The organism is Marinobacter sp., from assembly GCF_048266785.1.
GTDB lineage: Bacteria > Pseudomonadota > Gammaproteobacteria > Pseudomonadales > Oleiphilaceae > Marinobacter.
In genome coordinates this window covers 333044-350591 of record NZ_JBLWYX010000002.1, presented here as the reverse complement: position 1 = coordinate 350591, position 17548 = coordinate 333044, and the positions used below count along the sequence as shown (strand labels likewise).

Here is a 17548-nt window from a genome sequence, read left to right as displayed (position 1 = left end):
ACCATTAATTGATATCATTAGGCCACATCGCTGTTCAATTTTCAAACAGCGCATCAACGCCAAGATAGCCACTCAGGGTTGCCGGCTCGGCGCCTTCTATCCAGGGTATAACACCAAGACAGGGAGCCCGGATATGCTCCATGAGATAATCCAGTGTTTCCTGCTCACAGCTCATTGCCACAGGTTCCGCGTGGTTAGCTACCCACCCCGCCAGCACTAATCCATCGTTGCGAATAGCCTCCGCTGTTAGCAGCGCCTGGTTAATGCATCCTAGCCTGAGAGCAACCACAAGAACCACCGGCACACCGAGCTCCCGGGGTACCGCCGAGTAGGTTTCCCGTTCATTCAGCGGAACTCGCCAGCCGCCCGCACCTTCAATCAGCAAAAGATCCGCCGGGCGCATTTGCATGCCACGGCAGAACCCCACCAGACGGCCCGCCGAGATGCTTCGCCCGGCCTGCGCGGCTGCCACATGGGGTGCAATGGCCGGCGCCAGCGCAATAGGGTTAACGAGATCGTAGGCAAGCGTTTCAGTGGCCTCGCGCTGAAGAATCAGTGCATCTCCATTGCGCAGCCCCTCTGGCGTGCTTTCGCAACCGGAAGCAATGGGTTTCATGCCTAGCGTGCGCTTGCCGGCTGCTTTGGCGGCTTCCAGAATTGCCGCAGATACCATGGTCTTACCAACCTCTGTATCCGTGCCTGTCACAAAAAGCGTTTTTTTAGCCATACATGCCTGCTTGGATCACTCTTTTTCAGTCTGTGTCTTATAGTTGATACCGTGGCACGACCAGGAAACCCAGGCGGCCTCATAACTCGCCACAACGCCGCCCTCAGGCTCTCTGGGATAATGCCGGCACATGGCGCGCAACCGGCCTGGCGCCGTCATCGACCTGCGCCTGCTGACATTTTTGTAGCCCGCACCCAGGTGTTTGAGCTCTGCTGCCAACGTGAGTGGGGATGTATAGGGTAACCGCAGGGCTTTTGTTTCGATTCCAGCTCCCGGTAGCTCTCGGGATACAGCCTCCCGGAGCGTCGCTTCAGACTCAAAGCGATTTACATGATTCTGACCGGGGTCTGCCTGCCGCCAGGCCTTATCCAACTCCCTGAGAGTCCCATCGAGAAGCGTTGAGACCACTAACGTGCCTCCGGGCCTGAGCACCCGCCGGCACTCTCGCAGAACTTGTGCTGGAGCAGCACACCACTGGATCATGAGGTTACTGAATATCAGATCACAACTCTGGTCCGGCAGCGGAATCGCCTCAGCATCCGCAACAGTCCAGATGATGTCATACGGGGTGTTTGCGCCAGCGTGTTCTATCATGCCGGGCGAAAGATCCATACCAGTAACGGACACAAAGTTTCCAAGGCCAGCCAGCTTGCGGGTAAACCAGCCGGTGCCACAGCCGAGATCGAGAGCGCAGCCCGCCATGCGAGTCTGACTCTGAACCGTCTCGAACATCGTATTACCCATCAGGCGCTGCAACCGGGAAGAGCTGTCATAGGTCGTCCGGGCATTACCGAACTCGCGAGCTATGTCGGCTTTATTTGCAGGGCGAGTGTCAATCGCACCCAGGGCACTCATGACTTCTCGCTCAACGACTGGAAAAACGTTTCGATCACTGCGCGGCAATCGCCGGCAAACACGCCACCAGGCCAATGGGCCATGCCGGGGATACTAATTTCAATAGTAGCGGGCGGGGTTTCCAGAGCGCCAGCCCAGGTTGCCACCACCTGATCGCAAGCCCCCGTAATATGAAGAACAGGAACTTCAACCTGAGACCACAGCAAGCGCTGATCCGTTTGTTGCAGCCAGTTCAGGCTTTTCATCAGATTGCCCGGTGATACCGGCGGCCCTTGATCGAGCCAGATTTTGAGGCGCTGGCGCTCAGCCCGACCCTCTGCCGCCCCACTTATCATCAGCAGCAGGAAGTGAATCCAATAACGCTCACTCTCCCGGCTCAGGCCCCGCCTGAACACATCAAACTCATCTTCCGACATGCCGTTGAGCCAGCGTTCGTCTGCGATAAACTTCGGGAAACCTACAAGCGTGATCACCGCAGAAACCGCCGCGGTGTCCCGACTCGCCGCCTCCATAACAATCTGAGCCCCCAGAGACCAACCCATCCAGACGGACGTTTCGGGATACCGTGATAGTAATTCATCGGCTACGTCAGCCACCGAATCACAGCGTGCTATAAGACTGTCATTCAGGGACACCAACTCAACAGTACCCGGCCAGAAGCCATACAGACCTTTCAGCATTTCCACGCGAACACCCCATCCGCCAACGACGACAAGGCGTCCAGCCATTCGTGGAAAACTCATGACGCGACATCCTTGCGATCCAACAAATGCCGGCAATCCGACAGCGCCTGCATCAGGCAATCCAGGTCGCCGTGTGAATGAGCCGCACTGAGCGTAACCCGCAACCGCGCCTTTCCTTCAGGTACCGTTGGCGGCCGGATAGCCGTCACTAACAACCCACACTCTTCAAGCGCCTGGCTCAACGCCAAGGCCTCGCGGTTACCCCCGATCATAATCGGCTGAACGGGCGTTCGCGAGGGCATTAGCTCATAACCCAAAACAGTGGCCTCCTGCCGGAACCGTTCAATCAGACTCTGCAGGTGAGTTCGTCGCTCATCACCCTGTTCAATCAGGTCAAGACTGGCACAGGTTGCCAGTGCCAACGCCGGAGGCATCGCCGTAGTGTAAATGTAGGTTCGGGCCTTTTGCACCAGATAGTCCATCAGCACCCCCGGCCCAGCCACAAACGCCCCGCTGGTGCCTGCAGCCTTCCCCAATGTTCCTATAAGAATCGGTACATCTTTTTCAGACAAACCGAGCTCTGCCACACTCCCCTGCCCGTGCGGCCCAAGAACCCCGAAACCATGGGCATCATCAACCACAAGCAAAGCCCCATGATCCCGGCAAACCTGCGCCAGTTCCTGCAGGGGCGCCACATCGCCATCCATACTGAACACACCGTCGGTAACCACCAACTTGTGACCTGAAGTCTCAGCAAGCATGGCCACAAGCGACGAAACATCTCCATGGGCATACCTGCGCACCTTCGCCCGGCTCAGGACACAGCCATCAACAATAGAGGCATGGTTCAGCCGATCCGAGAAAATCGTGTCCCCACGCCCCGCCAAGGCTGAAATCACACCCATATTGGCCATGTAGCCGGTGGAGAAAAACAACGCCGAACTGCGCCCGGTAAACGCCGCGAGACGCTCTTCCAAAAGGTGATGCGCCTCATGATGGCCGCAAACAAGATGGGAAGCCGCACCACCCAGCCCCGTTTCCGGCAAGGCATTCCGGAGCGCTTCAATATTGGAAGGGTGATTGGCCAGGCCAAGGTAATCGTTGCTGCAAAACGAAAGTAATCGCTTACCATCGGCGGTTAAAACCGGCTGCTGAGGGCCTGAAATCTGCCGGCGTGTCCGGTAAAGCCCCGCCTGTTTCCGTTGTTCAAGTTCTGATGCAAAATCCCGCATGTTGCTTGCCCCAAAACTAGGCAGATTCCCGAGTGGCGTCATAAAACATATGCCGCGTGGCCTCATGCTCCAAAGCCCCGACAATCGACTCTTCATCCTGCGCCTCAGATGCACACTGCTCCCGCTGCTCGGGCCGGATACCCAAACGACGGAACAAAGCCATATCCGCATCCGCCTCCGGGTTCGAGGTCGTCAGCAACTTCTCACCATAAAAAATGGAATTGGCGCCCGCCAGGAAGCACAGCGCCTGCATCTGCTCATTCATCGTCTCCCGACCTGCAGACAAACGCACATGGGACGCTGGCATCATGATTCTGGCGACCGCAAGAACGCGAATAAACTCAAACGGATCCAGATCCTCCACATCTTCCATGGGCGTCCCCTTCACCTTCACCAGCATGTTCACCGGCACACTTTCCGGGTGGTGTGGCAGGTTTGCGAGCTGAACCAGCAAGCCAACCCGGTCATCTTCTTCCTCACCCATGCCCATAATGCCGCCACAACACACCTTCATGCCCGCGTTGCGAACGTTATCAAGGGTATCCAGCCGGTCCTGATAGGTGCGAGTCGTAATGATGTGGCTGTAGTATTTCTCGGAGGTATCCAGGTTGTGGTTGTAATAATCCAGCCCTGCCTCCGCCAGCTCTTCCGCCTGCTCGGGCTTCAGCATACCCAGCGTCATGCAGGTTTCCAGACCCAAAGACTTTACCTGCCGAACCATATCCAGCACGTAGGGCATATCCTTCGCAGCCGGGCTGCGCCATGCGGCGCCCATGCAGAAACGCGATGCACCTTTTTCCCGGGCAGCGCGGGCTTCCGCAACCACCTTCTCGAGCTCCAGCAGTTTTTCCTTTTCCAGACCGGTATTGTAATGGCCGCTCTGGGGGCAGTATTTGCAGTCCTCCGGACAAGCTCCGGTTTTGATCGACAGCAAGGTGCTGACCTGAACCTCATTAGGATCAAAATGCTGCCGGTGCACCGACTGTGCACGGAACATCAGATCATTGAAAGGCAATTCAAAAAGGGACCGGGCTTCCTGAAGCGTCCAGTCGTGGCGTATTGATGTGGCAGTCATACAGAAGTCCTGTTAACCTTTTTCGGTCGCTTGGTTTACGGATGAATCAGATGATAAAGGGACTGAACCGGCTGTCAACCTTAAAATCAATAGTGGTTAACAGCGGAAATACCAAAGGCCTATGCGTTGGCTGCCTCTCCACCAGCGCTTTCAACGGTTTATGTGATTTTTGCCGGGCCGACCTTCCGGTAAACCGATGGCATTGTCATTGCTGTGCCTTGCCTCTGGCGCATTCCAGTGATCGCCATCTTTGCGGCGATTGCCTGAAATCGCCACCTCCTTTCGATCGCTCTCTTATACCCTGGCGCTATCAGTATCCTGTCGACAGCATGATCAGCCGCTACAAATACAACGGCCAACGCAAATTTGCCCGGCCATTGATTGCAGGCTTTGCGGACTATCTGGAATCCACCTTCCAGGATTGCAGCGACTCAAAACCGGACACGCTCATCCCCTCACCCATGCTCCCTGCCCGCCGTCGCGAACGCGGTTTCAATCAGGCCAGAGATATTGCAGAAAGTCTGGGCCTGGCACTGAGTATTCCAGTTGGCTCCGATATCGTTCGGCGCGTGTGCAAAGTTCAGGCACAGCGAGGGCTGGGCAGGGAGGCCAGGCTGGCGAACATGCGCGGTGTTTTCGAGGTGTGTAAGGCGGTGCCAGAGAGGGTCGCTATCGTGGACGATGTGGTCACAACGGGTGCAACGGCAAGGGTTCTTGCATCGGTTCTGCGAGAGGCAGGAGCACAGGAGATTCAGGTCTGGGCACTGGCGCGAACACCTGGCTGAACTGGCTTCGTCTATACCAGTTTGCTCTTCACCAGATCGGCAATGGCCAGGCAAGACGTCAGCCCCGGCGATTCTATGCCAAAAAGATTTACCAGCCCCGGAACACCATGCTCCCCGGGGCCATCGACTCTGAAATCAAAAAAACCGCCCTCTGCATTTTTCAACTTCGGCCGGATGCCTGCGTAAGCTGGCTGAAGGCGCGCAACCTCAAGGCCGGGCCACCACTGCCTTATACCCGCAGCAAAAGCATGCACCCGCTCGGGGTCGACCGCATAATCTTCTCGCTCAATCCACTCTACATCCGGGCCGAAGCGTGCCTGCCCGGCCAGGTCAAGAGTAAGGTGAACGCCCAGACCACCTGGCTCAGGAACCGGATAGATCAGGTTGCTGAAGGGATGGCGGCCGCTGTAACTGAAATAGACACCCCGGGCGAACCACTGCAAAGGCTTCTGTTCATCGGGCAACCCTTCCCAATTCCGCGTCAGTGGCACCGCCCCTAACCCGGCGGCATTAACAAGGTTCCGGACTTTGAGCGTACACGGCATAGCGCCGGCGACCTGAAGCAAATGACAGTCAGCAGCCGATTCCACGCGCGCAACAGGAGAACGCAGCACCAGCGAGCCGCCCGCATCCTCCAGCTCACCCAGTAACGCGAGCATAAGACCATGAGTATCCAGAATGCCGGTTTCCGGTGACCAGAGCCCGGCGCTGACACGGACTTCCGGCAACTGCCGTGCAACGTCCTCGCCGCCTACCAGAGACAGCGGAACACCATTGGCTGCAGCGTGCGACTGAATGCCTTCAAGCAAACGGTTTTGCGCATCACTGGTAGCGATAATCCATTTACCACTCTTCCGATACCCCACCTTTCGGCTTTCGCAGTAGTCGTATAATTGCCTGCGTCCTTCCACACACAGGCGGGCTTTCAGCGAGTTCTTCGGATAATAGATACCGGCATGGACAACCTCACTGTTTCGTGACGAAATACCTTCACCAAAGTGGTCCCCAGCCTCCAGAACAACCACATCCCGGCCTGTCTGCGCCAGAGCCCGGGCAACCGCAAGCCCCACGACACCCGCTCCGATAACGGCGGTATCCACTTCCAGAAGATCGCTTGTCACGAGATAAACCTGTTACCTGTTGCGTGCCGGTTGAAGGTTTCCAGTTAACAGAAACCGATGAGGCTTACGTTAACTCAATCCTGTACACGCAGGAAGCCATTGAAACATCCGGAGCCCGCATTACGGGAGGGCTGCCAAGCAGGTATACTGGGGCCCAAATATGCCAGCCTGGCCTCGCTTTATGATGAATGTCTCAGCCCATCCTTATGATGCCCTGACGCCAGACGCAATTCTGGATGCCATGGAAGAGGCCGGTTTTGCGGTGAGCGGTCGCCTGTTTGCCCTGAACAGCTATGAGAACCGGGTTTACCAGATTGGGCTGGATGAGGGCGGCCCCGTGATCGCCAAGTTCTATCGCCCCGGTCGCTGGTCCGAAGAACAGATACGGGAAGAGCATGAATTTACCCGGGAGTTGCTGGTAGCAGATATTCCTGTCGTCGCACCGTTGGTGATGCCATCCCGCGACACACTCGGAAAACACGGTGACTTTTTTTTCGCAGTATTTAACCAACGCGGTGGCCAGGCCCCTGATACAAGCGTTACCGACACCCTCTACCGACTCGGACAGTGGCTCGGGCAGATACACAATATTGGTGCTCTGAGGCCTTTTCAGTACCGCAAGTCCTTATCGCCTCTGGATGGTATGGAAGCGAGTAACCAGTTGCTGCTCGAAGGCGACTGGATCCCAAAGGATCTCCGGCCTGCCTGGGACAGCCTGATACCAGATCTGCTGACCAACTGCCGCGCCCGTATTGCAGATGCAGGCGAGGTTGAAACACTGCGACTGCACGGAGACTGCCATGCCGGTAACATATTGTGCCGCGATGAGCAGATGCTTTTTGTGGATCTGGACGATTGTCGTACCGGCCCAGCCATTCAGGACATGTGGCTGCTGCTGAATGGTGATGACATTGAACGCGGCGCGCAGCTGGGCGAATTACTGGAAGGTTATGAAATGTTCCGGGATTACAATCGCCGCGAGAGACATCTGATTGAACCTTTGCGCTGTTACCGCCAGATCAGCCACTGCGCCTGGCTCGCAAAACGCTGGGATGATCCTGCGTTTCCGCGCTTTTTCCCATGGTTTTCCCAGCCCAGATTCTGGTCAGATCAGGTGTTATCACTGAGAGAACAGTTGGCGGCTTTGCAGGCGCCATCTATCGTACTTCCCGGTCAATACTGATCGTTCATTCACGTTCGAAATGAGGTAGACATGAGCCAGAACGAGGCCCGTTACACCATCCGCAGTTTGTTTGTCACCGCCCTGGTCACCATCATAGGTACCGTGCTGGTACTTGAGGCCAGCGGAAGTATCAAGCATTCGGATAACAAGGATCATATGCCGGTGGGCGATTTCCAGGCGATTCATATAACGCCGGGTGAGACCTTCCGCATGTCACCCAAGGCCTCCGAGCTTCACGCAGCCTGTGAAAACGGCTATCTGGCCGTCGCTGCAGATGTCGATCCGTCCTTCCGTGGAATTCTGGTGGACTACAAAAACCGCGGCGTACGCTGCTACCGACCCTCGGCCACTGCTCCGGCGGTCGTGCCGCAGGCGGAGGAGCCCGCTCAACAAGAGAAACCCGCTAGCGATGAGTAAAACCGACCGCTCACCGGAGCAACAGACAGACCGGCTTTTCGCCACCGAACGGCAGCCCGAAGACTTCCGGTTCAATGCCGCGGTTGCCCGCGTATTCCCGGATATGATTCGTCGCTCCGTGCCCGGGTACACCACGATCATACCGATGATTGAGGTCATCACCGAACAGTATGCCCAGGCGGGATCCAACTGTTATGACCTGGGTTGCTCACTGGGCGCCTCGACCCTGGCCATGCGTCATGGCATTTCATTTGATAACTGTACTCTGGTGGGAGTTGATAATTCCGAAGCGATGATCGAGCGCTGCGAGCATTACATAGCATTGGACGATCACTCGCTGCCGGTCAGTCTTCGCTGCGAAAACATTCAGGAAACGGAACTTACGAATGCTTCCGTAACGACTCTGAATTTCACGCTGCAATTTGTTCCGCCAGAGCAGCGAAGCAATCTTCTGAGAAAAATTGCCGAGGCCACTCAACCTGGTGGCGTGCTGATCCTTTCGGAAAAAATCCGCTTCGATTCCGAGGATGAGCAGGCTGTTCAAACGCGCCTCCATCATGAGTTCAAGCGTGCCAATGGTTACTCCGATCTGGAGATCAGCCAGAAACGCAGCGCCATTGAGCAGGTGCTGATTCCCGAGACGCTTGAAGCACACAAACAGCGCCTCAAAGAGGCGGGCTTTGACCGGGTTCTGGTCTGGTATCAGTGCTTCAACTTCGTATCCATGCTGGCTATCAAGGCCGACTGAACCCCATACGGAGAGAGAGCAAACCATGTCGAATTTTGACTGGAAAACCTGTTTCGGCCAGCTTCTGGCTGAATTGGACGATACAGGCCAGGCCAGCTGGGCCGAGATCATAAGAACCCAACTGACCCGCCGTTTTGACGAAAACCCCCACGGCGACCTTGGCCGCTGGCAGTCGGCACTGAACGACCTCCCCAATATTTCCGGGATAGCATCCGAGCTGAACACCTCCGCGATTACCCTTGGCTCAACGGCCACTCTGAGCCTTAGCCAGCAACAAGCGCTTGAGCGCGGGCTCAGGGGCCTTATGCCTTGGCGCAAGGGGCCTTTTGACTTCTTCGGTACCCGCATTGATACCGAATGGCGTTCCGATTGGAAGTGGGACCGGGTTTCACCTTACCTTTCTGACCTGACGGGCCGCCGCATTCTGGACGTGGGTTGTGGCTCGGGTTACCACTGCTGGCGCATGCTGGGCGAAGGTGCAGGACGGGTGATCGGTATTGATCCCGGGTCGCTGTTCCTGTTCCAGTTTCTCAGCGTAAAGCGCTACCTGCCTGAGACTCCTGTCGACCTGCTACCAATCCGCGTGGAAGACCTGCCTGAAGGGCTCGAAGCCTTCGATACCACCTTCTCCATGGGTGTCCTCTACCATCGCCGATCGCCTCTCGATCATCTTCTGGAGCTCAAAGGCACCTTGCGCAGGGGTGGCGAATTAGTGCTGGAAACTCTGGTGGTGGATGGGCCTGAAGGCTACAGCCTGATGCCCGAAGACCGCTACGGACAGATGCGCAACGTATGGTTTTTGCCGAGCTGCGACACGCTGCTGCGGTGGCTGAATCGCACTGGATTTCGCAACGCCCGGGTTGTGGATGTTTCGGAAACGAGCATCGAAGAACAGCGCAGCACAGACTGGATGCGTTTCAATTCCCTTCAGGATTTTCTGAATCCCGATGACCCAGGCAAAACCGTCGAAGGCTATCCCGGGCCAAAGCGTGCCACGATCATTGCTGAGAAACCCTGAACATAAAAAAAGAGCACAAAAAACCCGCCGTGCCGATTAAGGCAGAGCGGGTTTCTGAACCTCTTAACGCTTAACAGTCAAAAGGGTGACGCAGGACAATCGTTTCAATACGGTCCGGGCCAGTGGAAATAATATCGATCGGCGCTTCAATCTGCTTTTCAAGAAAACGGATATACGCCTTTGCATTCTCCGGCAACTGCTCAAGTTCAGTCAGCCCGAATGTGCTTTCGCTCCAGCCCGGCAACTCCGCATATACCGGCTCGATATCCTTATAGCTGGCACAACCGATCGGCGGACGGGTAACTTCACCATCAGGCGTTTTATAGCCCACGCAGACCTTGACGGTTTCCAGCCCATCAAGAACATCCAGCTTGGTCAGGCAAATGCCGGACACGCTGTTGATCTGGATTGCATGGCGCAGGGCAACTGCATCAAACCAGCCACAACGGCGTGAGCGACCGGTTGTTGTGCCAACCTCGTTGCCTTTGACTGCCAGGTGTTGCCCCATTTCATCAAAGAGCTCAGTGGGGAACGGACCAGAGCCCACGCGAGTGGTGTAGGCCTTTGTAATACCCAGTACATAATCGAGGTACAAAGGACCAAAACCCGAGCCGGTAGCGGTGCCGCCAGCGGTCGTATTGGATGAGGTTACGAACGGGTAGGTTCCCAGATCTATGTCCAGCAAGGAGCCCTGGGCGCCCTCAAACATGATGTCCTGACCGCGCTTGCGATAGTCGTGGAGCAAGTCGGTAACGTCCGCCGCCATCGGCAGAATTTCCTCACCCATCTGCATCAGTTCTTCCAGAGCAGCATCGATATCTTCAGCTTCTTCCTTGAAGTACTCAGTCAGCACGAAGTTGTGATAGGACATGATTTCCCGCAGCTTCATTTCGAAGTCTGCCGGGCTATGGAGATCGCCAAGACGAACGCCACGGCGTGAGACCTTATCTTCATACGCCGGACCGATGCCCCGGCCAGTGGTGCCGATTTTGTCGATCCCTTTAGCGCGTTCGCGGGCCTGGTCTATTCGCACGTGCGTGCGCAGAATAATCGGGCACGCCAGGCTGATACGCAGCCGGTCGCGGACCGCCACGCCAGAGGCTTCCAGCCCCCGAACTTCCTTCAGAAGGGCCTCTGGCGACAAAACCACGCCGTTACCAATCAGGCACTGAACGTTCTGCCGGAGAATGCCAGAGGGAATCAGGTGCAGAGCCGTTTTCTTGCCGTCAATGACCAAGGTATGACCCGCATTGTGGCCGCCCTGAAAACGAACCACCGCTGCGACTTTCTCAGTCAGCAGATCAACGATTTTACCCTTGCCTTCATCACCCCACTGGGTGCCCAGCACAACAACGTTTTTACCCATGATTCTCTCTCAATGCGCACACGGTATGGCGTGCGTCTTGCAAATTTGGCAAATGTACTTTCACACGTTCGTAACAGCTCGCTGGTTTCAGCTCAGCGTCTGAACGACCCAATGATCACCCTGTTTCACCAGCTTCCGGTCGCAGCCCCGGGTTGAGGGATCCACTCCGCTGTCTTCCGGTAGCGCCCGGACGACGATATCCGTCGTCCGCAGTTCCGAGACCACCTGCTCCAGCGCTGCATCATTGTCAGCAGGCGCCCACACGGCTTTGCTGCGACAGACCGAGCGCTTGCCCAGCGTTACCAGAGCCCGAATGTCAAGGCTGAACCCTGTAGCCGGGCGTGCACGCCCGAAATCACTGCCAATGGCGTCGTAACGACCACCCTTCGCAACCGAATCGCCATGGCCCGGCACATAAGCCGCAAACACCAGGCCGGTGTGATAGTTGTATCCGCGGAGTTCGCAGAAATCGAAGCCAAAACTGACTTCCGGAAAATCTCTTTCCAGCATCTCCGCAACCCGACTCAACTGATCCAGGGCAGCACTCAGATTATCAGACGCGCCGCTCAGGATTCTACGCGCCTCGGCCAGCGCTTCCGGGCCACCGCTGACGCGAGCAAGCTCACGCAGACGCGCTCCCGCCGAACCGCTCGGGCAGTCACCAAGAAGCCTGTCCAGCTCGGGCACAGACTTGCGTGCCATGGCGTCGAAGATGGCCGCACTGGTATCCCGATCAAATTCGGCTTCACCAATGAGGCTTTCGTAGATGGATACGTGTGCCAGGTCCAGATGAACTCTCGGAAGGCCGGCAATGCGAAGGGCCTCAAGCATCAGGCTGATGACTTCAAGGTCCGCAGATTCAGAAGCACTGCCAAAAAGCTCACAACCTGCCTGAATCGGCGTACGTCCGGTCAACATGTGCTTTGGGCGGGTATGAAGTACATGCCCGGCATAACAAAGGCGAGTAATTCCTTCCTGCCCCAGAGTGTGGGCGTCAATGCGCGCAGCCTGGGGAGTCATATCGGCACGAACACCCATCATGCGCCCCGTCAGCTGATCAGTCAGCTTGAAGGTCTGCAACTCCAGATCGTGTCCGGTTCCGGTAAAAAGCGATTCGAGGTATTCGATAAGCGGCGGGATTACCAGTTGGTAGCCCCAGCGCTGGCAGGTATCCATTACATCCCGGCGCAGGGATTCTATCTGTCCGGCAAGGGGCGGCAAGATATCCTCCACCCCGTCCGGCAGTAACCAGCGATCAGATACTGTCATGAGATTCCGTTGTCCGTCCCGCACACTGCTCCTGCTTGTTATACAGAAGAAGTACGCAGGTTTTAGGGTGAAATTCGGGGCAGAAAAACCCGAACCAAAACCTGAGGGATTTTACACTGTTGGCGAACACAAAAAAACCGGAATACCAGGGTATTCCGGTTTTTCAACGTCCAGAGGGGGTTTTAGTTTCCGCCCTTTGAATCCTTCAGGAATCTCATGAACTCGCTTTTGGCGTCAATAACCATGAGATCACCTTTGTCAGAAAACGTATTCCGATAAGCCTGAAGGCTACGATAGAAGCTGTAGAACTCCGGGTTGGAGCCGTAAGCCTCTGCGTAGATCCGGGCAGCTTCACCGTCGCCTTCGCCCCGGGTTTCTTCAGCAGAGGCAAATGCCGCCGCAAGAGTAACGGTTTTCTGGCGGTCGGCATCGGCGCGGATACCTTCTCCCAGTTCACGACCCCGGGACCGGAATTCCTGAGCCAGTTTCTCACGCTCAGTCGCCATGCGGCGGTATACGTTTTCACTGACCTGCCCCGGGAACTCGATGGCTTTGACCCGGATATCTTTTACATCAATACCAAATTCCTTGACGGACGTTTCATTAACCCGGTCACGCAGGGTGTGCATCAGTTCATCGCGTTGACCTGAAACCACTTCGTGCATGGTGCGGATACCAAACTCATCTCGCAGGCCATTATCTACCCGGGATAACAACAGCGACTGAGCACGAAACTCATCCCCGCCGGTAGCCCGGTAGAACTGATCCACATCGCGGATCTTCCAGGCGATATAGGACGTGACATCGAGCGGTTTCTTTTCAACCGTCAGATACTGCCGCGATGGCAGATCCATGGTCAGCACGCGAATATCAAACTCCCGAACCTGATCGATGACCGGCACCTTGAAGTGAATGCCCGCTTGGATGTCGGTCTCAACCAACTCACCAAACCTGAGCATGACCCCGCGATGAGTTTCCGGAATAATAAAAACACTCGAAAGTACCAGCAGGACAACGATAAGAGCGCCTGCAAGACCCACTACACTTTTAGGTCCCATGATTATCTGCTCCTCCGGGTATTAGTGTCCTGTCTGGTTCGAATCTCCTGGATAACCCGATCAGTGACGCTCTGGATGTCCATCTGCCCATCGCTGTCGGAAGACTGGCCTCCACTCCGTGACATCGTGCCCTGAGTCAAACGATCCAGCGGCAGATACATCATATTGCCACTGCTTTCGGTATCCACAAGAATCTTGCTGCTATTCGAGAGCACCGTTTCCAAAGTCTGCAGGTACATACGCTCCCGGGTTACGACCGGCGCCATCTGATACACCGCCAACAACTCCAGGAAACGGGCGGTCTCACCACGAGCACGCTCGGTAACTTCTTCTTTATACGCGCTGGCCTCTTCGATCATGCGCTGAGCCTGACCACGAGCTTCAGGAACCACCTTGTTGCGGTAGGTTTCTGCTTCTTCTTTCACACGCTGCTCGTCTTCACGGGCACGCTGAACCTCACGGAACGCGTCTTGTACCGCCGGAGGCGGCTGGGTGCTTTCAACGTTAACACGGACAATTTCGAGGCCGGTCCCATATTCCTGAAGAAAGCCCTGAAGGCGCTGCTCAACACGAACGGCCAGCTCGGCACGCCCCTCAGTAAGCACATCATCCAGGGAGGAGCTGCCTACTTCGTGGCGCAGAGCACTGTCGGTGGCAAACTCCAGTGCCTGGTTGGAATCCCGAACGTTCAGCACGTAATCGCGGGCATCGCCAACGCGGTACTGCACCTGCAAGTCAACTGTGACCAGGTTTTCGTCCTGGGTCAGCATCTGGCCACTGGACTGGGCGGTTCTCACACTGGTGACGAGCACTTTGGTGACATCATCAATGAGGGGCACCTTGAATCTCAGGCCGGGGCTTTCAGTCTTGGAATACTCTCCAAATCTCAGCACAACCGCGCGCTCCTGCTCGTTCACCGTGTAGAACGACTGGAAGATTACGTAGCCCACAACAAGAATGGCTGCCAGCGCGAGCACGGCACCAAAACTGCCCGCCGCGCCTGAACCGCCGCCGCTGTTACCGCTATCGCCGCCCGATTTCTTGCCCTTGCCACCCAGCATTTTGTTAAGTTTGTCGAGACCCTTTTTCAGCGCCTCATCAAGGTCTGGTGGCCCCTGATCATTGCCGCGACGACCACCACCATTTCCCCAGGGGTCATTATCGTTGCGGTTTCCACCCGGTTCATTCCAGGCCATAGTGCTCTCCGTTCCTAAGATTTCGAATGGCTGCAAATACTAGGGATTTATCATCGCCCCGGCAATAGCTGCTATGGTTTCAGGCTTGCCCATTATCCAGGCGCACCATTTCTTCACTCATACCCGCACGGCTCAGAAGTTGCAGCCAGTCCCGGCGTTCCAGCCGGGTTTCAAGCACTGTTTCTCCGGTTGCCCGGTGCTCTTCGCTGATCACCGAGCCAGCCTCATGCAGGAGCGCCCGGAGCTTGCCGTCAGCAGGCCCGAGCAAAACAAAGTGGTGAACAACATCTTCCGCCAACCGCTCAACGATGGCATCGTAAAGCCCATCAATGCCTGCGCCCGTAACGGCCGAAACCCAGGCCCGCACAGGAACCCCATCTTCATTGCGCTCGACTCGTGGCGTAAAATCGTCCAGCAGGTCTATTTTATTAAACACCTGAAGCACGGGGATTTCATCGGCGCCGATTTCGGCCAGCACATTTTCAACCTGCTCAATGTTTTCATCACGACGGCTGTCGTGACTGTCAACAATATGCAGCAGGATAGTTGCTTCCGTCGTCTCTTCCAGAGTTGCCCGGAATGCCTCAACCAGTTTGTGCGGCAGGTGCCTGATGAAACCTACCGTATCCGCCATTACGACCGCCCCGACATCCGGAAGTTCCAGGCGCCGGATAGTAGGATCCAGTGTTGCGAACAACTTGTCTGCAGCGTAGACGGACGAAGTGGTAATACGGTTGAACAGGGTGGACTTGCCAGCGTTGGTATACCCGACCAGGGATACCGTCGGAATATCAGCTCGTTTACGTGCACGGCGACCCTGATTGCGTTGTCGGCGCACTTTCTCGAGACGCTTGTGAATGGACTTGATGCGTTCACGCAGCAGCCGGCGGTCAGTTTCAAGCTGGGTTTCGCCGGGGCCACGCAGACCAATACCACCTTTCTGGCGCTCAAGGTGCGTCCAGCCGCGAATCAGGCGTGTTGACATGTGTTCAAGCTGAGCCAACTCTACCTGCAGCTTGCCTTCGTGCGTGCGTGCGCGCTGCGCAAATATATCGAGAATGACTCCCGTGCGATCCAGCACGCGACACTGGAGTTCGCGCTCAACATTTCGCTCCTGCCGGGGGCTGAGTGCATGATTGAAAAGAACAACATCAGCCTCATGCAGCGTTACCGCATCCCGGATTTCCTCAAGTTTGCCTTCTCCTACGAACAGCCTGGGGGTTGGCAGTTTGCGGGATCCGGTTACAGTGCCAACCGCTTCAACTCCAGCCGATGACACAAGCTCCCGGAACTCATCCGGATCTTCAGAGCCATCATGGGACGTAAAATCGATGTGGACGAGGATAGCTCGCTCACCGACATCAGGGCGCTCAAACAAAGGGCATCAACTCCAAAACAGTCATTTTTCAATATTATAAAAACAAACACCCGCGGCCATCGGAACCCAGGGGCTCGTCAGGAACGCGGGTGGAAATACCGGCAACCGAATCAATTCAGTCTTCAGGCTCACCCTCTTCCGCCGGGTTCTGCTGCGGAAGACGTACATTCCGTGCAGGCACAACGGTGGAGATTGCGTGCTTGTAAACCATCTGGCTGACCGTATTTTTCAGTAAAATCACAAATTGGTCAAAAGACTCTACCTGCCCTTGCAGTTTGATGCCGTTAACCAGAAAGATGGAAACCGGAATGCGTTCCTTGCGTAAGGCATTGAGGTAAGGGTCTTGTAACGAATGCCCTTTTGACATGGGTCTTCTCCTGTTTATAGGTAAATGCAGATCGTCATTATTAAGTGCTAAATGTGGTATGAGTTTTGATTTTTTTCAAGGCTTCCTCGACGATAAAACCGTCTTCGCTGTCCAGCCAGTTCAAATCAGACCACTTTCGGAGCCAGGTAAGCTGCCGTTTGGCAAGCTGACGAGTAGCCGCTACGCCTTTGCTTACAAATGCGTCATAATCATCTTCGCCGGACAAGTGACTCCAAGCCTGACGATAACCGACACAGCGCATGGAAGGGAGGTCCCTGTGCAAGTCTCCTCTGCTCATCAAAGCACGGACTTCGTCGAGAAGCCCCCTTGCCAGCATATTCACAAAGCGCTGGTGTATCCTGTCGTGAAGCACTCGCCTCTCCGGAGGTACCATGGCAAGCTGAATGACAGTATACGGAAGCGATGAAGTTTCGTCTGCCTGCCATTGAGTAAAATAAGTGTAATCCTCAATACCCTGGCGACCCGCCCCTTGCAGATCTGTCTGTTGCGGAGAGGGCTGACTGCATTCTGCCTCCCAGAAAGCTGAAATCGGCCGACCAGTCAGGCGGATAACTTCCAGAGCTCTCAAGAGGCGCTGGTGATTATTTGGATGAATCAGTTTAGCCGCTACCGGATCGCGTGCTTGCAGCTCTTCGTGCAGCGCAGACCACCCAAGCTTTTCTGCTTCTGCCTCAAGCGTTCTGCGCAATGCCGGGCTGGCCGCGGGCAGCCCTGACATGCCGTGCATCAGCGCCTTGAAGTACATCATGGTGCCGCCTACCAGCAACGGGATGCGCCCGGCAGCGGATATTTTTCCCATCTCAACCAGCGCATCACGGCGAAAATCGGCAGCGGAATAGGTTTCAGACGGGTCACAGATATCAATCAGCCGATGGGGAGCCCGGGCCAGTTCATCGGCAGTGGGTTTGGCCGTGCCAATATCCATACCTCGATAAATCATTGCGGAATCGACGCTGATGATGTCGCAGGGTAGCTGTTCGCATAGCGCCATGGCCAGATCCGTCTTGCCAGAGGCCGTAGGCCCCATCAAAAAGATGGCGGGAGGCTTA

At 55.9% G+C, this 17548-nt stretch carries 18 protein-coding genes; 5 read left to right on the top strand and 13 right to left on the bottom strand.

Annotated features, from left to right (window positions below):
• Positions 1-34: 34 nt before the first annotated feature.
• From bioD to bioB, 5 genes are read right to left on the bottom strand one after another with little or no spacing between them, the layout of a single operon-like run.
• On the bottom strand, positions 35-727 hold the full coding sequence (gene bioD, locus ACN0V1_RS05110) for a dethiobiotin synthase (RefSeq protein WP_417543955.1): 693 nt from the start codon (positions 725-727) through the stop codon (positions 35-37).
• Between the two features lie 15 nt (positions 728-742).
• On the bottom strand, positions 743-1582 hold the full coding sequence (gene bioC / locus ACN0V1_RS05105; RefSeq protein ID WP_417543954.1) for a malonyl-ACP O-methyltransferase BioC: 840 nt from the start codon (positions 1580-1582) through the stop codon (positions 743-745).
• Complete coding sequence (locus ACN0V1_RS05100) at positions 1579-2325, bottom strand: alpha/beta fold hydrolase (RefSeq protein WP_417543953.1); 747 nt, start codon at positions 2323-2325, stop codon at positions 1579-1581. Before ACN0V1_RS05100 ends, bioC begins: the two co-directional genes overlap by 4 nt.
• The gene (bioF, locus tag ACN0V1_RS05095) at positions 2322-3497 is read right to left on the bottom strand and encodes an 8-amino-7-oxononanoate synthase (protein WP_417543952.1); all 1176 of its coding nucleotides are present in this window, start codon (positions 3495-3497) and stop codon (positions 2322-2324) included. The genes ACN0V1_RS05100 and bioF overlap by 4 nt, the downstream gene beginning before the upstream one ends.
• Positions 3498-3513: 16 nt before the next feature.
• The gene (bioB, locus tag ACN0V1_RS05090; protein WP_339781522.1) at positions 3514-4572 is read right to left on the bottom strand and encodes a biotin synthase BioB; all 1059 of its coding nucleotides are present in this window, start codon (positions 4570-4572) and stop codon (positions 3514-3516) included.
• Between the two features lie 329 nt (positions 4573-4901).
• Between bioB and ACN0V1_RS05085 the strand changes: the two genes are divergently transcribed.
• Complete coding sequence (locus ACN0V1_RS05085) at positions 4902-5357, top strand: ComF family protein (RefSeq protein ID WP_417543951.1); 456 nt, start codon at positions 4902-4904, stop codon at positions 5355-5357.
• Positions 5358-5368: 11 nt separating this feature from the next.
• On the opposite strand, the gene ACN0V1_RS05080 is transcribed toward ACN0V1_RS05085, so the two are convergent.
• Positions 5369-6478: an NAD(P)/FAD-dependent oxidoreductase gene (locus tag ACN0V1_RS05080; protein WP_417543950.1), complete on the bottom strand. Its 1110-nt coding sequence runs from the start codon at positions 6476-6478 to the stop codon at positions 5369-5371.
• Between the two features lie 181 nt (positions 6479-6659).
• Between ACN0V1_RS05080 and ACN0V1_RS05075 the strand changes: the two genes are divergently transcribed.
• From ACN0V1_RS05075 to cmoB, 4 genes are read left to right on the top strand one after another with little or no spacing between them, the layout of a single operon-like run.
• Entirely contained in the window at positions 6660-7661 is a 1002-nt protein-coding gene (locus ACN0V1_RS05075) for a serine/threonine protein kinase (protein ID WP_417544052.1), read from the top strand.
• Between the two features lie 30 nt (positions 7662-7691).
• The gene (locus ACN0V1_RS05070) at positions 7692-8078 is read left to right on the top strand and encodes a kinase (protein WP_417543949.1); all 387 of its coding nucleotides are present in this window, start codon (positions 7692-7694) and stop codon (positions 8076-8078) included.
• Positions 8071-8826, top strand: a complete 756-nt coding sequence (cmoA, locus tag ACN0V1_RS05065; protein WP_417543948.1) for a carboxy-S-adenosyl-L-methionine synthase CmoA — start codon at positions 8071-8073, stop codon at positions 8824-8826. The genes ACN0V1_RS05070 and cmoA overlap by 8 nt, the downstream gene beginning before the upstream one ends.
• Positions 8827-8851: 25 nt before the next feature.
• Entirely contained in the window at positions 8852-9844 is a 993-nt protein-coding gene (gene cmoB, locus ACN0V1_RS05060; RefSeq protein WP_417543947.1) for a tRNA 5-methoxyuridine(34)/uridine 5-oxyacetic acid(34) synthase CmoB, read from the top strand.
• A 70-nt stretch (positions 9845-9914) separates the two neighbouring features.
• Here cmoB and ACN0V1_RS05055 read toward each other — a convergent pair whose 3' ends face one another.
• From ACN0V1_RS05055 to miaA, 7 genes are all read right to left on the bottom strand, one after another.
• The gene (locus ACN0V1_RS05055) at positions 9915-11210 is read right to left on the bottom strand and encodes an adenylosuccinate synthase (RefSeq protein WP_417543946.1); all 1296 of its coding nucleotides are present in this window, start codon (positions 11208-11210) and stop codon (positions 9915-9917) included.
• Positions 11211-11297: 87 nt separating this feature from the next.
• Positions 11298-12479: an ATP phosphoribosyltransferase regulatory subunit gene (locus ACN0V1_RS05050; protein ID WP_417543945.1), complete on the bottom strand. Its 1182-nt coding sequence runs from the start codon at positions 12477-12479 to the stop codon at positions 11298-11300.
• A gap of 182 nt (positions 12480-12661) precedes the next feature.
• Positions 12662-13537 (bottom strand): protease modulator HflC, encoded by an 876-nt coding sequence (gene hflC / locus ACN0V1_RS05045; protein WP_417543944.1) that lies wholly within the window; start codon positions 13535-13537, stop codon positions 12662-12664.
• 2 nt (positions 13538-13539) lie between these two features.
• A complete protein-coding gene (gene hflK / locus ACN0V1_RS05040) occupies positions 13540-14733 on the bottom strand; it encodes an FtsH protease activity modulator HflK (protein WP_417543943.1) in 1194 nt (397 codons plus the stop codon).
• A gap of 79 nt (positions 14734-14812) precedes the next feature.
• Positions 14813-16111, bottom strand: a complete 1299-nt coding sequence (hflX, locus tag ACN0V1_RS05035; RefSeq protein ID WP_417543942.1) for a ribosome rescue GTPase HflX — start codon at positions 16109-16111, stop codon at positions 14813-14815.
• Positions 16112-16226: 115 nt separating this feature from the next.
• The gene (gene hfq / locus ACN0V1_RS05030) at positions 16227-16478 is read right to left on the bottom strand and encodes an RNA chaperone Hfq (RefSeq protein ID WP_144775711.1); all 252 of its coding nucleotides are present in this window, start codon (positions 16476-16478) and stop codon (positions 16227-16229) included.
• A gap of 40 nt (positions 16479-16518) precedes the next feature.
• Positions 16519-17526: a tRNA (adenosine(37)-N6)-dimethylallyltransferase MiaA gene (gene miaA / locus ACN0V1_RS05025; RefSeq protein WP_417544051.1), complete on the bottom strand. Its 1008-nt coding sequence runs from the start codon at positions 17524-17526 to the stop codon at positions 16519-16521.
• Between the last annotated feature and the right edge of the window lie 22 nt (positions 17527-17548).

Coding starts and splice junctions, on each gene's coding strand:
- bioD (WP_417543955.1), bottom strand. CDS start 727: ATGGCTAAAAAAACGCTTTTTGTGACAGGCACGGATACAGAGGTTGGT.
- bioC (WP_417543954.1), bottom strand. CDS start 1,582: ATGAGTGCCCTGGGTGCGATTGACACTCGCCCTGCAAATAAAGCCGAC.
- ACN0V1_RS05100 (WP_417543953.1), bottom strand. CDS start 2,325: ATGAGTTTTCCACGAATGGCTGGACGCCTTGTCGTCGTTGGCGGATGG.
- bioF (WP_417543952.1), bottom strand. CDS start 3,497: ATGCGGGATTTTGCATCAGAACTTGAACAACGGAAACAGGCGGGGCTT.
- bioB (WP_339781522.1), bottom strand. CDS start 4,572: ATGACTGCCACATCAATACGCCACGACTGGACGCTTCAGGAAGCCCGG.
- ACN0V1_RS05085 (WP_417543951.1), top strand. CDS start 4,902: ATGATCAGCCGCTACAAATACAACGGCCAACGCAAATTTGCCCGGCCA.
- ACN0V1_RS05075 (WP_417544052.1), top strand. CDS start 6,660: ATGATGAATGTCTCAGCCCATCCTTATGATGCCCTGACGCCAGACGCA.
- ACN0V1_RS05070 (WP_417543949.1), top strand. CDS start 7,692: ATGAGCCAGAACGAGGCCCGTTACACCATCCGCAGTTTGTTTGTCACC.
- cmoA (WP_417543948.1), top strand. CDS start 8,071: ATGAGTAAAACCGACCGCTCACCGGAGCAACAGACAGACCGGCTTTTC.
- cmoB (WP_417543947.1), top strand. CDS start 8,852: ATGTCGAATTTTGACTGGAAAACCTGTTTCGGCCAGCTTCTGGCTGAA.
- ACN0V1_RS05055 (WP_417543946.1), bottom strand. CDS start 11,210: ATGGGTAAAAACGTTGTTGTGCTGGGCACCCAGTGGGGTGATGAAGGC.
- ACN0V1_RS05050 (WP_417543945.1), bottom strand. CDS start 12,479: ATGACAGTATCTGATCGCTGGTTACTGCCGGACGGGGTGGAGGATATC.
- hflC (WP_417543944.1), bottom strand. CDS start 13,537: ATGGGACCTAAAAGTGTAGTGGGTCTTGCAGGCGCTCTTATCGTTGTC.
- hflK (WP_417543943.1), bottom strand. CDS start 14,733: ATGGCCTGGAATGAACCGGGTGGAAACCGCAACGATAATGACCCCTGG.
- hfq (WP_144775711.1), bottom strand. CDS start 16,478: ATGTCAAAAGGGCATTCGTTACAAGACCCTTACCTCAATGCCTTACGC.
- miaA (WP_417544051.1), bottom strand. CDS start 17,526: ATGGGGCCTACGGCCTCTGGCAAGACGGATCTGGCCATGGCGCTATGC.